This is a genomic window from Micromonospora sp. NPDC051196 (assembly GCF_040682415.1).
Taxonomy (GTDB): Bacteria; Actinomycetota; Actinomycetes; order Mycobacteriales; family Micromonosporaceae; genus Micromonospora.
Genome location: NZ_JBFBAY010000001.1, coordinates 925,442 through 938,903 on the forward strand (window position 1 = coordinate 925,442; position 13,462 = coordinate 938,903).

General features: G+C 72.2%; 9 protein-coding genes. 6 read left to right on the forward strand and 3 right to left on the reverse strand.

All coding sequences use genetic code 11. The features are described from left to right. The first annotated feature begins 5 nt into the window (after positions 1–5). From ispG to AB0M35_RS04285, 3 genes are all read left to right on the forward strand, one after another. Positions 6–1,178: a flavodoxin-dependent (E)-4-hydroxy-3-methylbut-2-enyl-diphosphate synthase gene (ispG, locus tag AB0M35_RS04275; protein ID WP_363741208.1), complete on the forward strand. Its 1,173-nt coding sequence runs from the start codon at positions 6–8 to the stop codon at positions 1,176–1,178. Positions 1,179–1,457: 279 nt separating this feature from the next. After that, positions 1,458–2,297, forward strand: a complete 840-nt coding sequence (locus AB0M35_RS04280; RefSeq protein WP_363741210.1) for a GNAT family N-acetyltransferase — start codon at positions 1,458–1,460, stop codon at positions 2,295–2,297. A 143-nt stretch (positions 2,298–2,440) separates the two neighbouring features. After that, positions 2,441–6,184, forward strand: coding sequence for an ABC transporter ATP-binding protein (locus tag AB0M35_RS04285; protein ID WP_363741213.1), 3,744 nt, complete (start codon positions 2,441–2,443; stop codon positions 6,182–6,184). 67 nt (positions 6,185–6,251) lie between these two features. Here AB0M35_RS04285 and AB0M35_RS04290 read toward each other — a convergent pair whose 3' ends face one another. Genes AB0M35_RS04290 through AB0M35_RS04300 form a run of 3 tightly spaced genes read right to left on the reverse strand, consistent with a single transcriptional unit; the run spans position 6,252 to position 9,030 of the window. Continuing rightward, positions 6,252–7,319, reverse strand: a complete 1,068-nt coding sequence (locus tag AB0M35_RS04290; protein WP_363741216.1) for an NADH:flavin oxidoreductase/NADH oxidase — start codon at positions 7,317–7,319, stop codon at positions 6,252–6,254. A gap of 30 nt (positions 7,320–7,349) precedes the next feature. Further along, on the reverse strand, positions 7,350–8,072 hold the full coding sequence (locus tag AB0M35_RS04295) for a DUF998 domain-containing protein (protein WP_363741219.1): 723 nt from the start codon (positions 8,070–8,072) through the stop codon (positions 7,350–7,352). Then, the gene (locus AB0M35_RS04300; protein ID WP_363741221.1) at positions 8,065–9,030 is read right to left on the reverse strand and encodes a glutathione S-transferase C-terminal domain-containing protein; all 966 of its coding nucleotides are present in this window, start codon (positions 9,028–9,030) and stop codon (positions 8,065–8,067) included. The genes AB0M35_RS04295 and AB0M35_RS04300 overlap by 8 nt, the downstream gene beginning before the upstream one ends. Before the next feature lie 107 nt (positions 9,031–9,137). On the opposite strand from AB0M35_RS04300, the gene pcaF reads away from it, so the two are divergent. From pcaF to AB0M35_RS04315, 3 genes are all read left to right on the forward strand, one after another. After that, positions 9,138–10,340 carry a 3-oxoadipyl-CoA thiolase gene (gene pcaF, locus AB0M35_RS04305; RefSeq protein WP_363741224.1) on the forward strand — a complete coding sequence of 401 codons (1,203 nt, stop codon included), beginning with the start codon at positions 9,138–9,140 and terminating at the stop codon, positions 10,338–10,340. Positions 10,341–10,444: 104 nt separating this feature from the next. Then, positions 10,445–11,263, forward strand: a complete 819-nt coding sequence (locus tag AB0M35_RS04310) for an SAM-dependent methyltransferase (RefSeq protein WP_363741227.1) — start codon at positions 10,445–10,447, stop codon at positions 11,261–11,263. A 4-nt stretch (positions 11,264–11,267) separates the two neighbouring features. Further along, entirely contained in the window at positions 11,268–13,430 is a 2,163-nt protein-coding gene (locus AB0M35_RS04315) for an EAL domain-containing protein (protein ID WP_363741229.1), read from the forward strand. Positions 13,431–13,462 lie beyond the last annotated feature (32 nt).

Below are 13,462 nucleotides of genomic sequence, written 5' to 3' on the forward strand. Positions count from 1 at the left end.
CTGAAGTGACCGCTGTCAGCCTCGGTATCCCTGCCGTACCGCCGCCGCCGCTCGCCCCCCGCCGGGCGAGCCGCCAGATCATGGTCGGTTCGGTACCGGTCGGTGGTGGCGCGCCGGTCTCCGTGCAGTCGATGACCACCACCCTGACCGCCGACGTCAACGCCACTCTCCAGCAGATCGCCGAGTTGACCGCCTCCGGCTGCCAGATCGTCCGGGTCGCGGTGCCCAGCCAGGACGACGTGGAGGCGCTGCCGGCGATCGCCCGCAAGTCGCAGATCCCGGTCATCGCCGACATCCACTTCCAGCCGAAGTACGTCTTCGCCGCGATCGACGCCGGCTGCGCGGCGGTGCGGGTGAACCCCGGCAACATCCGGCAGTTCGACGACAAGGTCAAGGAGATCGCGGCAGCGGCCTCCGCCGCCGGTACGCCGATCCGGATCGGGGTCAACGCCGGTTCACTGGACAAGCGGCTGCTCGCCAAGTACGGCAAGGCCACCGCCGAGGCGCTGGTCGAGTCGGCGCTGTGGGAGTGCTCGCTGTTCGAGGAGCACGGCTTCCGGGACATCAAGATCTCGGTCAAGCACAACGACCCGGTGGTGATGATCCGGGCGTACCGACAGCTCGCCGAGCAGTGCGACTACCCGCTGCACCTGGGCGTCACCGAGGCCGGGCCGGCCTTCCAGGGCACCATCAAGTCGGCGGTCGCCTTCGGGGCGCTGCTGGCCGAGGGGATCGGCGACACGATCCGGGTGTCGCTGTCCGCGCCGCCGGTCGAGGAGATCAAGGTCGGCGCCCAGATCCTGGAGTCCCTCGGGCTGCGCGAGCGCGGCCTGGAGATCGTCTCCTGCCCGTCCTGCGGCCGGGCGCAGGTGGACGTCTACAAGCTTGCCGAAGAGGTCACCGCCGGCCTGGAGGGGCTGCCGGTGCCGCTGCGGGTGGCCGTGATGGGCTGCGTGGTCAACGGTCCCGGCGAGGCCCGGGAGGCCGACCTGGGGGTGGCCTCCGGCAACGGCAAGGGGCAGATCTTCGTGAAGGGCCAGGTCATCAAGACGGTGCCCGAGGGGCAGATCGTGGAGACCCTCATCGAGGAGGCACTGCGGCTGGCCGACGAGATGGGCGCCGAGCTGCCCGAGGACCTGCGCGGCCTGCTCCCTGGCGCCACCGTCAGCGTGTACTGACCCACCCCACACCCCGCGTCACACCTGGTGGGCTGGGCGTGTGCCCGCCCGCATCTTGGCGGGGTGGGTCGGCGCGGCGGGATGTCGCCCATGATCGTGCTCGATGTGGGATCGAGTGGCTTGTGCTCGTGACGAGGCCACTCGATCTGTGATCGAGCGCGATCTTGAGTGAGAAATGCGGCGTCGGGTGCCCTCAGCCGGAGCTGAGCCGACGCTGACTGTGCCGGTGACGGTCACCGTCCGCCAACACGACTCGGGCGGATCTGGCAGGCTGTAACCGTGCTGACGGCGCCGGTACGGCAATTGGGGGAGTCGGAGCGTCGCGCGGTGGAGCGACTGCTCGATCTCGACCCGTACGCGGGCGCGCAGGTCGCGGAGCGGGTCGCCGCGCGCGGGCTGGCGTGGTGGCGGGCCGAGGGACGGGTGCTCGGTTACGGCTCCCGCCGGCAGCTCGAATCGGTGTGCTGGCTGGGCGGCAACCTGACCCCGGTGCTGGCCACCCGACAGGCGACGGCCGCCTTCGCCGACCTGCTCGCCGGTGAGGACCGCATCTGCTCGTCGATCGTGGGGCGGGCCGACGCGGTGCTGGAGTTGTGGGACCGCCTCTCCGACAGTTGGGGACCGGCCCGGGACGTACGCCCCAACCAGCCGCTGCTGGCCACCGAGGCGCTGCCCAGGGTGCCCGCCGATCCGCACGTACGCCTGGTCCGTGGCGCCGAACTCGACCAGCTCTTTCCAGCGGCCGTGGCGATGTACACCGAGGAGGTCGGCGTCTCGCCGCTGGCTGAGGACGGTGGGCGCGGGTACCGTCGCCGGGTCACCGACATGATCCGCGCCGGTCGGGCGTACGCCCGGTTCGTCGACGGCCGGGTGGTCTTCAAGGCGGAACTCGCGGTGGTCACCCGGCACACCGCGCAGGTCCAGGGGGTCTGGGTGGCGCCCGAATGGCGCGGCCGGGGAATCGCGACCGCAGCGATGGCGGCGGTGGTACGCGACGCGCTCACCCGGGTCGCCCCGACGGTCAGCCTCTACGTCAACGATTTCAACCTGCCCGCCCGGCGGGTCTACGAGCGCTGCGGGTTCCGCCCGGTCGGCACGCTGGCGACCGTGCTGTTCTGACTCCCGAAGCGAATTCGAGCAGCTCAGCGCGGGCCGGCCGGTGCTTGCCGGCACGTGTGCCGACTCACCTGAAAATGCGTTGAGCCGTACCGGTCCAGCACAGCAGGCTGGAACCTCCGCCAACAAAACGGAGGAAGTGACCCATGCGTCTGCTTCGTGATCTGTGGGCCACCTCCCCCCGTCGGATGATCCTGGTGGTCGTCCTGATCGTGCTCGGCGGCACCGGCCAGGCGGCCACCGCCGCGCTGGCCGGGCCGGTGCTGGTGAACCGCTCCGTCGGACTCTTCATCCTGCTGTCGATCGCCCTGGTCGCCGCCGCGTTCAGCGACCTGGTGGTCAGCCTGGTGATGGCCGGGGTGACCGCCGACTGGTCCGCCGACCTGCGCCGCCGGCTGTGCCGGGTGGCGCTGGGGCAACCCGTGCCCACCCTGGAGACGACACCGGTCGGGGAGATGCTCGACCGTATCGACGGCGACGTCTACGACGTGGCCTCCGGAGTACGTGGTCCCGGTGTGCGGCTGACTCAGGCGTTGGCGGTGGGCCTGCTGTCCACCCTGGTCGGGTTCACCGTCTGGTGGCCGGCCGGGGTCGGCATGCTGCTGGTGAGCATCCTGCTCGCGGTCACCCTGCGGCGGCCCGCAGGACGGATCGCCCCGGCCCGGATGAAGGAGGAGGCAGCCTGGTCGGACCTGGCGGCGGTGATGGAGGAATCCATCCACGGCCAGGACGACGTACGCACCAGCCTGGCCCGGCCGTACGTGCTGAGCCTGTACGCCCGCCGGGCGGCCGAGGTGCTCCGCCGTGGGCTGCTGGTCTGGCGGATGTCGGCGGGGGTGAACACCGTTGCGGCCGGGGTGACCCGCATCGGCATCGCCCTGGTGGTGCTGGGCGGGGTGTGGGCGTTGAGCACCGGCCGGGTGGACGCCGCCCGGCTGACGGCGATCTGGCTGCTCGCGCTCTCCCTGGGAATGACCGTCGAACACGTCAGCCGGATGGTGCCCGAGGTGCAGTACGCTCTCGGCGCCTGGGGGCGGGTGCAGCTGCTCCAGAACGCCGAACAGGAGCCCACCGGCGGCGACTCACCGCTCGACGGGGACCTGGTCATCCGCGACCTGACCTTCCACTACCCGGCCGGCTCGGACACCGGTCGGGGCCCGGCGCTGCGGAACATCGATCTCACCTTCACCCGAGGCCGGTCGTACGCGTTGGTCGGGCGGACCGGCTCGGGCAAGTCGACGCTGGCCAAGGTGCTCACCCGGGCCGTCGACGTGCCACCCGGCACGGTGCTGCTCGGCGGGCGGGACGTGCTCGACCTGGACGTGGAACAGCTGCGCCGGTGGATCGCGGTGGTGCCGCAGCGTACCGAGATCCTGGCCGGCACCCTCGCCGAGAACGTGGCGCTGTTCGACCCCGAACTGCTCGACGCCGCCGGGCGGGCCCTGCACGAGCTGGGCCTGGCCGGCTGGATCGCCGAGCTGCCCGCCGGCCTGGACACCCGCCTCGGCGAGGGCGGGCACGTGCTCTCGGCCGGGCAGGAGCAACTGGTCGCGTTCGCCCGGATCCTGGTCCGCGACCCGCACGTGGTGATCCTCGACGAGGCCACCGCCCGGCTCGACCCGGTCACCGAGGCACGGGTGCAGCAGGCCACATCGCGGCTGCTGCGCGACCGGATCGGCATCGTCATCGCGCACCGGCTCTCCTCCGTACGCCAGTGCGACGAGGTGGTGGTGCTGGCCGACGGCGCGGTGGTGGAAGCCGTCCCGTTGGCCAGTTCGCGCCGCTTCGCCGAGCTACTCGCGGCCAGCCACGCGGGCGCGTACGGCGACGGAGCCGCCCTGCTGGTCGAGCCGGGTGCCGGTCGGGCGTACAGCGAACCGGTACTGATCGGCGCCGCCTCGGCGGGGTCGGCCGGCGGTGCGGTCATCGACGTCCCCGCCGCACCCGGCAACGAGCGGGCCGCCCGGCTGGCCTCCGACGGCCAGCTTGGCCCGTTGCCGGGCGTCGAGCGTCCCGGCGCGTCGGAGCGTCCGCAGCGGGCACTCCGAGCAGGCGACGACGATCTCGGCCTGCTGCCCCTGGCTGCCGAGCGTTCCGGCGACGATCCGGCCCCGATCGTCGGACCCGAGCCGGTCGAGCCGATCGACGGGCGCCAGGTCGGCGGGCGTACGGGCGGCGGGGGTGAGCTGCCGGGCGTCGAGCGCCGACCGGCCTCCCGGACGCAGACCATGCGGGAGATCCTGCGGCTCTGCCTCAACGATCCCCGCTACGGCGTGGCAGCCATCGGCGTCTTCGCCGTACTGGCCGTGCTCGGTCTGGACGGGCCGGTGCTGGCCTGGCTCTGGGCCGACGTGGTCGACGGGACCGGCGATCCCTGGCTGCCCGCGTTCGGTATCGCGGCCGGCCTGATCGTCGCCATTCCCGCCGCCTACTGGACCCACCTATGGTTCCCGGCCTGGTGGGTTCGGCAGGTGCTGCGGATCAGCACCCGTCTGGTGTACGGACAGACCGGCCCCCGCCGGATCAGCAGACACACCCCGGCCGAGGTGGTGGCCCAGGGCGGTGACACCGAACGGGTCGTGCAACTGGCCGACAACGTGCTGGACCAGACGGTCGCGGTGGTCCTGCTGGTGGTGATGACCGTGGTCACCGGCAGCGTGGTGCCGGGGCTGTTCTTCCTCGGCACGATGGTGCTGTCCGGGCTGGCCGCCACGGCGTTCGGACCGCGACTGGAGCGCGCGGCACGCGACACCGTGGCCGCGCGGGCAGCGTTCGCCACCGCGCTGGTGTCCAGCCTGTCGGCGGCCCGGACGGTGAAACTCGCCGGGGCCACCCGGCCGGTGCTGACCCACCTGGCCGACCTCGACACGGTGCGCAGCGACCGGCAGCGCCGGGAGATCGCCGTGCAGGTGTGGGCTCGGTCCACTCCGGCACTGGCCAGCGGTCTGCTGCCGATCGGCGTCTGGGCGCTCTACCTGGCCGGGGGCCTGTCCGCCGGAGCAGCACTGGTCGCGGTCGCCACGCTGGGCGCGGCGCGCTGGTTCGCGTGGACCACCGCGTCGCTGGTCTCGCAGGTGCCGTCGGCTCGGGTGTGGACACGCCGGACGGCGGAGATGGCCGGCATCGAGGCGTACTCGGCCCGGATTCCCGGGGTCGATCTCGTGGCGGGGACGGCGCCCGCCCCGTCGGCGGCTCCGCGTACCCCGCTGCGCCGGCTGGAGCTGGCCGGTTTCGGCGTACGGCACACCGACGGCACCGTGGCGGTACGCGATGTCGACCTGACCGTGGAGCGTGGTCAGCTCGTCCTGGTCGTCGGCCCGGTCGGCTCGGGCAAGTCCTCGCTGTTGCGGGCCCTGGCCGGGATCGCCCCGCACACCGGGCGGCTGACCTGGAACGGTGATTCGGTCACCGAGCCGGAGTTGTTCCTGCGTCCCAATCAGGTCGGCTATGTCGGCCAGTTGCCCCGGGTGCTCTCCGGCACGGTCGCCGACAACATCACCCTCGGCCACTCGGTCGACGCCGGGCAGGCGGTGGCCACGGCTCAACTGGAGCACGACCTGGCGGCCACCGGTAGCGGGCTCGGGCTGCTCATCGGGCACAAGGGCACCCGGCTCTCCGGTGGGCAACTACAGCGCCTGGCGCTGGCCCGGGCGTTGGCACCGCGTACCGAACTGCTGGTCGCCGACGACGTCTCCTCCGCGTTGGACGTCACCACCGAGCTGGCGCTGTGGCAGGCGCTGCGCGAACACGGCGTGACCGTGGTCGGATCCACGTCGAAGCGGGCCGCGCTGGTGCGGGCCGACCATGTCGTGGTGCTCACCGACGGCGTGGTGGCGGCCCAGGGGCCGTGGCGCGACCTGGAACAGCGTTGGGGACACCTGGCGGGCTGAGCCTTCGCCGGCCCGGGGGCCGCAGTCCGGCGTGGACGGCGGCCCCCGGGCGGCGGTCGGCTGGGCTTCAGACCGCCCGCTGGTACGGCTTGGGCCAGGTGGCGTCGGCGCCGAGCTTGGCGGCAGCCTGGTGCGGCCAGTACGGGTTTCGTAGCAGCTCCCGGCCGAGCAGCACCAGGTCGGCCTCGCCGTCGGCGACGATCGCCTCGGCCTGCTCCGGTTCGACGATCAGACCGACCGCGCCGGTCGGCACCCGCGCCTCCCGGCGAACCTGGGCAGCCAGTGGCACCTGGTAACCACGGCCGATCGGGATCGTGGCGCTCGGTGACGCCCCGCCCGAGGAGCAGTCGACCAGGTCGACCCCGGCCGCGGCCAGCTCGATGGCGAGCGCCACGCTGTCGTCGATCGTCCAGCCACCCTCGACCCAGTCGGTGGCCGAGATCCGGGCCAGCACCGGCACGTCCTCGCCGACGGCGGCGCGGACCGCGCGGGCGACCTCCAGGGTCAGCCGCATCCGCCCGGCCCGATCCCCGCCCCAGCCGTCGGTACGCCGGTTGGTCAGTGGAGACAGGAACTCGTGCAGCAGATAGCCGTGCGCGGCGTGCACCTCCACGGCGGCGAAGCCGGCAGCCACCGCCCGGCCGGCGGCCACGGCGAACGCCTCCACCACGGCGGCGATGCCCGCCTCATCCAGGGCGGTGGGTATCCGGTACTCCGGTAGGAACGGTTCGTCGGTCGGCCCGACCGGCATCCACCCGCCCTCGGCGTCGGCTACCCCGCCCCGGCGCGGATCCCAGGGCCGGTAGGTCGACGCCTTGAATCCCGCATGTGCGAGCTGCACGCCGGGCACCGCGCCCTGGTCGGCCAGGAACCGGGTCACCGGGCGCCAGGCGTCGACGTGCTGATCCGACCAGATCCCGGTGTCCTGCGGGCTGATCCGTCCCTCGGGCAGCACGGCGGTCGCCTCGGTCATCACCAGGCCAGCGCCGCCGACCGCCCGGGTGCCGAGATGCACCAGGTGCCAGCCGTTGGGCAGCCCGTCAGGGCCGGCACTGTACTGGCACATGGGCGCAAGCGCGATCCGGTTCGGCAGGGTCACCGCGCGCAGCGTCAGCGGTGTGAACAACGCACTCATCACCCCATCCTCTCGCGGCCGGCGAATGCGCTACCCAGGCGGCCGGCCACGGTGTGCTGGGGCACGTTCCGACGAGTGGTGCCGTCCGGCGGGCGCCGCCCCGGTCGCCAGGATCACGGCGGTGACCACGCCCCAGGCGACTATCACCAGCAGCAGCACCCGTTCCAGCACTCCGGCCAGCGATCCCCGTCCGACGAGCAGCATGGCGAGGGCGACCGCACCCGCCAGCGGCAGGGCCGCCGCCACGGAGATCGTGGCGGTTCGGCGCAGGGGCTGCTGCGCCGTGCGGGAGAGGATGATCGCGATCATGGCGAGGACCGTGGCGGCCGCAGCGGCCACGCTCGCCGCGCCGTGCACCAGATCCGCCACGGTGGGCGTCTCGAACGGCGGCAGTGGGCAGCCGGAGCTACAGGTGACCGCGCCGGACAGGCCGGTGGCCAACCCGCCCGCGACGAGCAGCGCCACCGCGACCCGCAACGCCTTGTCGCGCTGTCCCGCCGGGCGGTCCTGGTGCGTTCGAGGGTGACCGTGGGGCGCGGCGTGGTCGCGTAGCGCGGCGGCGAGCAGCAGGAGCGCGGCACCCAGGGCGAACACCCCGAGCCGGTAGGTCCAGGCGTACCCGCTGCCGGCCACGCCGGCCTCGCTGACGTACCCGGTCAGTCCGGGACCGGGACCGGCGACCACGGCGAGGGTCGCCGCAGCTGTGCCGGCGAGCACGCAGACCGCCGCGCCCGTGGCACGGGGCTCAGCCACGTCCGTGCGGCGTCGTCCAGCCGTGCAGGTCCGGGCCGAGCGGCACGATGCCGGTCGGGTTGATCTCGGCGTGGGTGGCGTAGTAGTGCCGCTTGATGTGGTCGAAGTCGACCGTCTCCCCGAAACCGGGGGTGCTGAACAGATCCCGGGCGTACGCCCACAGCACCGGCATTTCGGTGAGCTTCTGCCGGTTGCACTTGAAATGCCCGTGGTACGCCACGTCGAAGCGGACCAGCGTGGTGAACAGCCGTACGTCCGCCTCGGTGATCGTGTCGCCCATCAGGTACCGCTGATCGGCCAGCCGCTCCGACAGCACGTCCAACCGGGCGAACAGTGCCGTGAACGCCTCGTCGTACGCCTGCTGGGACGTCGCGAAGCCGCACCGGTAGACACCGTTGTTGACGTCGCGGTGAATCTCGGCCATCAGCCGGTCCATCTCCGGACGCAGCTCGACCGGGTAGAGATCAGGTGCGTCCGGTGCGTGCAGCCGCCGCCACTCGGTGGACAGGTCCAGGGTGAGCTGCGGATAGTCGTTGGTGACCACCCGCCCGGTGACGGTGTCGACCAGCGCCGGCACGGTGACCCGGCCGGTGTAGTCGGCATCGGTGGCCAGATAGGCCTCGGACAGGAAGCCGACGCCCAGCACCGGGTCGAAGGCGTCCGGGTCGAGGGTGAACCGCCAGCCGCGCTCGTCCCGGATCGGGTCGACGGTGCCCAGCGAGATGGCGTCGCCCAGCCCCAGCAGATTGCGTACGATCAGCGCCCGATGCGCCCAGGGGCAGGCCCGGCACCAGATCAGCCGGTACCGGCCGGGCTCCAGCGGCCAGCGGTCCTGCTCGTCCGGGCCGCCGCCGGGCGGCGAACTGGAGTGCGGGGTGACCCGCCCGGTGAACCGGTTGGGTTGGCGGACGAACGCGCCGGCCTCGCTGGTTTCCGCGCTGAATTGGGCTCGTGCCATGCCGACAAACCTATCCGGACTCGCCGGCGATATCCTGGCCGCTGGGCGTCCCCGTAGATCCGGTGGATGCTCCCGACCCCCACCTTCCCACCCCCGAAGGACTCGCGATGACCGTGGCTTACCTGGTGGCCGGTGTCCGCACCCCGATCGGCCGGTACGCTGGCGCGCTCTCCGGCGTACGCCCCGACGACCTGGCCGCGCACGTGATCCGCGAACTGGTCGCCCGGCACCCGTCGGTGGACTGGTCCCGGACCGACGACGTGGTGCTCGGCTGCGCCAACCAGGCCGGCGAGGACAACCGCAACGTGGCCCGGATGGCGGCGCTGCTCGGCGGGCTGCCCGAGCAGGTCTCCGGCAGCACGGTCAACCGGCTCTGCGGCTCCGGTCTCGACGCGCTGGCCACTGCCGCGCGGGCGATCGTCGCCGGGGAGGCCGATCTGGTCGTCGCGGGCGGGGTGGAGAGCATGAGTCGGGCTCCCTTCGTCATGCCGAAGGCCACCAGCGCCTTCTCCCGCGCCGCCGAGATGTACGACACCACGATCGGCTGGCGGCTGGTCAACCCGCTGATGGAGCAGGGCTGGGGGGTCGACTCGATGCCGGAGACGGCGGAGAACGTCGCCGTCGAGTTCGGCGTCGACCGGCTAGCCCAGGACGAGTTCGCGTACCGCTCGCAGTTGCGTGCCGCGAAGGCGCAGGCCGACGGCCGGCTGGCCGAGGAGATCGTGCCGGTGACCGTGCCGGCCGGTCGACGCGAGACGCGGCTGGTCGAGGTCGATGAGCATCCCCGGCAGACCTCGTTGGAGAAGCTCGGCGCGTTGCCCACCCCGTTCCGTACCGGCGGCACGGTGACCGCCGGCAACTCCTCCGGGGTCAACGACGGCGCGGTGGCGCTGCTGGTCGCCTCGCAGCGGGCCGTCGCGGAGTACGGCCTGACCCCGCTGGCCCGGGTCGTCGGGACGGCGACGGCCGGGGTACCGCCACGGATCATGGGCATCGGCCCGGTCCCGGCGACCCGACGGCTGCTCGACCGGCAGGGGCTGACCCTGGCCGACCTCGACGTGATCGAGTTGAACGAGGCGTTCGCCGCCCAGTCCGTCGCCGTGCTGCGGGAGTTGGGCCTGCCCGAGGACGCCGAGCACGTCAACCCGAACGGCGGCGCCATCGCGCTGGGCCACCCGCTCGGTGCCAGCGGTGCCCGGCTCGCGCTCACCGCCGCGCTGGAGTTGCGCCGCCGGGGCGGTCGGCGGGCCCTGGCCACCATGTGCGTCGGCGTCGGGCAGGGCATCTCGCTGCTGCTGGAGGCCGCCTGACCGGTCGGTCGCGGGGAAAGGCGTTTGTGGATCTCCCGAGGTGCGGCACGCGGGCCTAGAGTGGTCAGCGTTACTTGATCCGTGGCGAGGACTTGGGGTAACCAGTGCAGCAGCCGGACGAGCCGCCCATCGAGATCGACCTTTCCCGGCCCAGCGCGGCCCGGGTGTACGACTATTTCCTGGGCGGCGCCCACAACTTCGAGATCGACCGGCAGTTGGCCGACCAGATCGCGGCCATGACGCCGAATCTGCCGGCGACCATGCGGGCGGGTCGGGAGTTCCTGCGCCGGGCCGTACGGGTGTTGCTCGACGCCGGCATCGACCAGTTCCTGGACATCGGCTCGGGCATCCCCACCGTCGGCAACGTGCACGAGGTCGCCCAGGCCGCGAACCCGAAGGCCCGGGTGGTCTACGTCGACATCGACCCGGTGGCGGTGGCGCACAGTCGGGAGCTGCTTGCCGGCAACGAGTTGACCGGCGTCATCCACGCCGACCTGCGCGACCCGGAGCGGATCCTGGCCGAGGCCCGCACGTTGCAGCTGCTCGACTTCGATCGGCCGCTGGGCATCCTGCTGGCCGGTGTGGTGCACTTCGTTCCCGACGCCGACCGCCCCGCCGACATCCTGGCCGCCCTGCGTGCCGCCGCCGCACCCGGCAGCCATCTGGTGATCTCGCACTCCACCTTCGAGGACCAGCCGCAGGAGATGCTGGACGCGCAGCGGCTGTCGGCACGTACCAGCACCGAGATCACGCTCCGCTCCCGGGCCGAGATCACCGCCTTTTTCGGGGACTGGACGATCCTCGAACCGGGGGTGGTGCACATGGAGTTGTGGCGCCCTGACTCGCCCTCCGACATGGCTGCCGACGCGCAGCGCTTCGGTGCCTTCGGCGCGGTAGCTCGCCACGACCGCACAGCGGGGTGAGCTGATGTCGGCCGTCGGCGCCTCCGGAGGGCATGCCGTCGACCCGGCCGGCGCGCACAGCTATGCGACCGAGTGGGCGCAGGCGGTACGCCGGCTCGGCTTCGTACCGATGAGCGCGGCCGACACCCAGCGGCTGCTGCTGTCGTACACTCTGCGGCTGGCCGAGGCGTTGCTGCACGCCGAGGAGGCGACGTCGTCGGAGGAGGAGGCGGCGCCCGAGGCGGTGGCGGCGGAGGTGGGGCAGGCCCTGGTCGAGGCGCACCTGATTGAGCCGGGCGTGATCGAGTGGTCGGTGCGCTCGCTGGCCGACCGGTTGCCCGACCAGGTGCTGGGCGGGGCGACCGGGCTCGACGACCGGATAGCGGCGATGCAGGGCGGCCTCGCGGCCGGCTTCGCGCAGGCGCTGCGCAATCGCACCTTCGCCCAGCAGGAGCGGATCGCGCGGTCCGCGTGGCAGGCCCGGGACAGTGTCGAGCAGGCGTTGCGTGACAGCGAGGCCCGATTCCGGGCGGTCTTCCGTGGGGCGGCGATCGGCATCGGCATCGCCGACGTGGACGGGCAGATCATCGACGTCAACCAGCCCTTCGCCGACATGCTCGGCTATTCCATCGAGGAGCTGCGGCAGCTCAACGTGGCGGCACTGTTTCACCGGGACGACGCACCCGGAATGTGGGAGTTGTACCGGGAACTGGTCGAGGGCAAACACGATTCCGTACGCGTCGAGAAGCGTTACCACCGCAAGGACGGCAGCTCCGTCTGGACGGACCTGGCGGTTTCCCTGATCCGGCACGACGACGGCCGCCCTCGGTTCACCGTCGCCGTGGCGGAGGACATCACCCAACGGTACGAACTCCAGCGCCGGCTGCGTTTCCAGGCGCTGCACGACCCGCTCACCGAACTACCCAACCGCACACTGTTCTTCGAGACGCTGAGTCGCCTGCTGGACTCCTCGGGTCGGGTCGGAGTCTGCTTTCTCGACCTCGACGGGTTCAAGGCGATCAACGACAGCCTCGGGCACGACCTCGGCGACCGGCTGCTCATGACGATCGCCCGGCGGCTGGCCGGCTGCGTTGCCGAGCACGGCTATCTGGTCGCCCGGATGGGCGGTGACGAGTTCGTCATCCTGGTCGACGGCGACGCCGGGATCGACGACATGATCGCGGTGGCCGAGTTGGCGCTGGCCACGGTCTCGGCACCGGTGTTCATCGGCGATCAGCAGCTCATGGTCTCGGCCAGCGTCGGCATCGTCGACTCGGATCTGGTCGGCACCAGTGTCTCCGAGCTGATGAAGGCCGCCGACACCACGCTGTACTGGGCCAAGGCGGAGGGGCGGGGCCGGTGGGCGGTGTACGACCCGGAGCGCAGTGCCCGGGACATCGCCCGGTCGGCCCTGGTCGCCGGACTGCCCGTGGCCCTGGATCGGGACGAGTTCGTGCTGCACTACCAGCCGATCGTGTCGTTGCTGGACGGTCGGATGCTGGCGGTCGAGGCGCTGGTCCGCTGGCAGCACCCTGAACTGGGGTTGATCGGTCCGGACCGGTTCATCGGGCTGGCCGAGGAGACCGGCCTGATCGTCCGGCTCGGCGAGTGGGTGCTGCGGCAGGCCTGCCGGGACGCCCAGCGGTGGCACGTCGATTTCCCCGAGGCGCAATTGGTGGTGAGCGTCAACCTGGCCGCCCGCCAGGCCGACGCCCCGGTGATCGTGGACACCGTGGCTGACGCCCTGGCCAGCAGCGGGTTGCCGGCGGACCTGCTGCAACTGGAGTTGACCGAGAGCGCCGTGATGGGCTCCGGGGGCGAGCCGTTGCAGACGCTGTACCGGCTGGCCGCGCTCGGCGTACGGCTGGCCGTCGACGACTTCGGCACCGGTTACTCGAACCTGGCGTACCTGCGTCGACTGCCGGTCACCTGCCTGAAGCTGGCCGCGCCGTTCGTCGAGGGCATCCGGGGTGACGAGCCGGATGCCGCCGATCACCGTGACGAGCGGATCGTCGACGCCCTGGTGCGGCTGGCCCACGCGCTGGAACTCTGGGTGACCGCCGAGGCGGTGGAGACCGAGGCCCAGGCCGAGCGGCTGCGGGCGCTACGCTGCGACTCCGCGCAGGGCCGCCTGTTCGGCCCACCGGCACCCGCCGACACCATCTCCACCCGCCTGGCCGGCGGGTAAGGAAGGGCACCTTATCAACGCCTGCGGTAGAG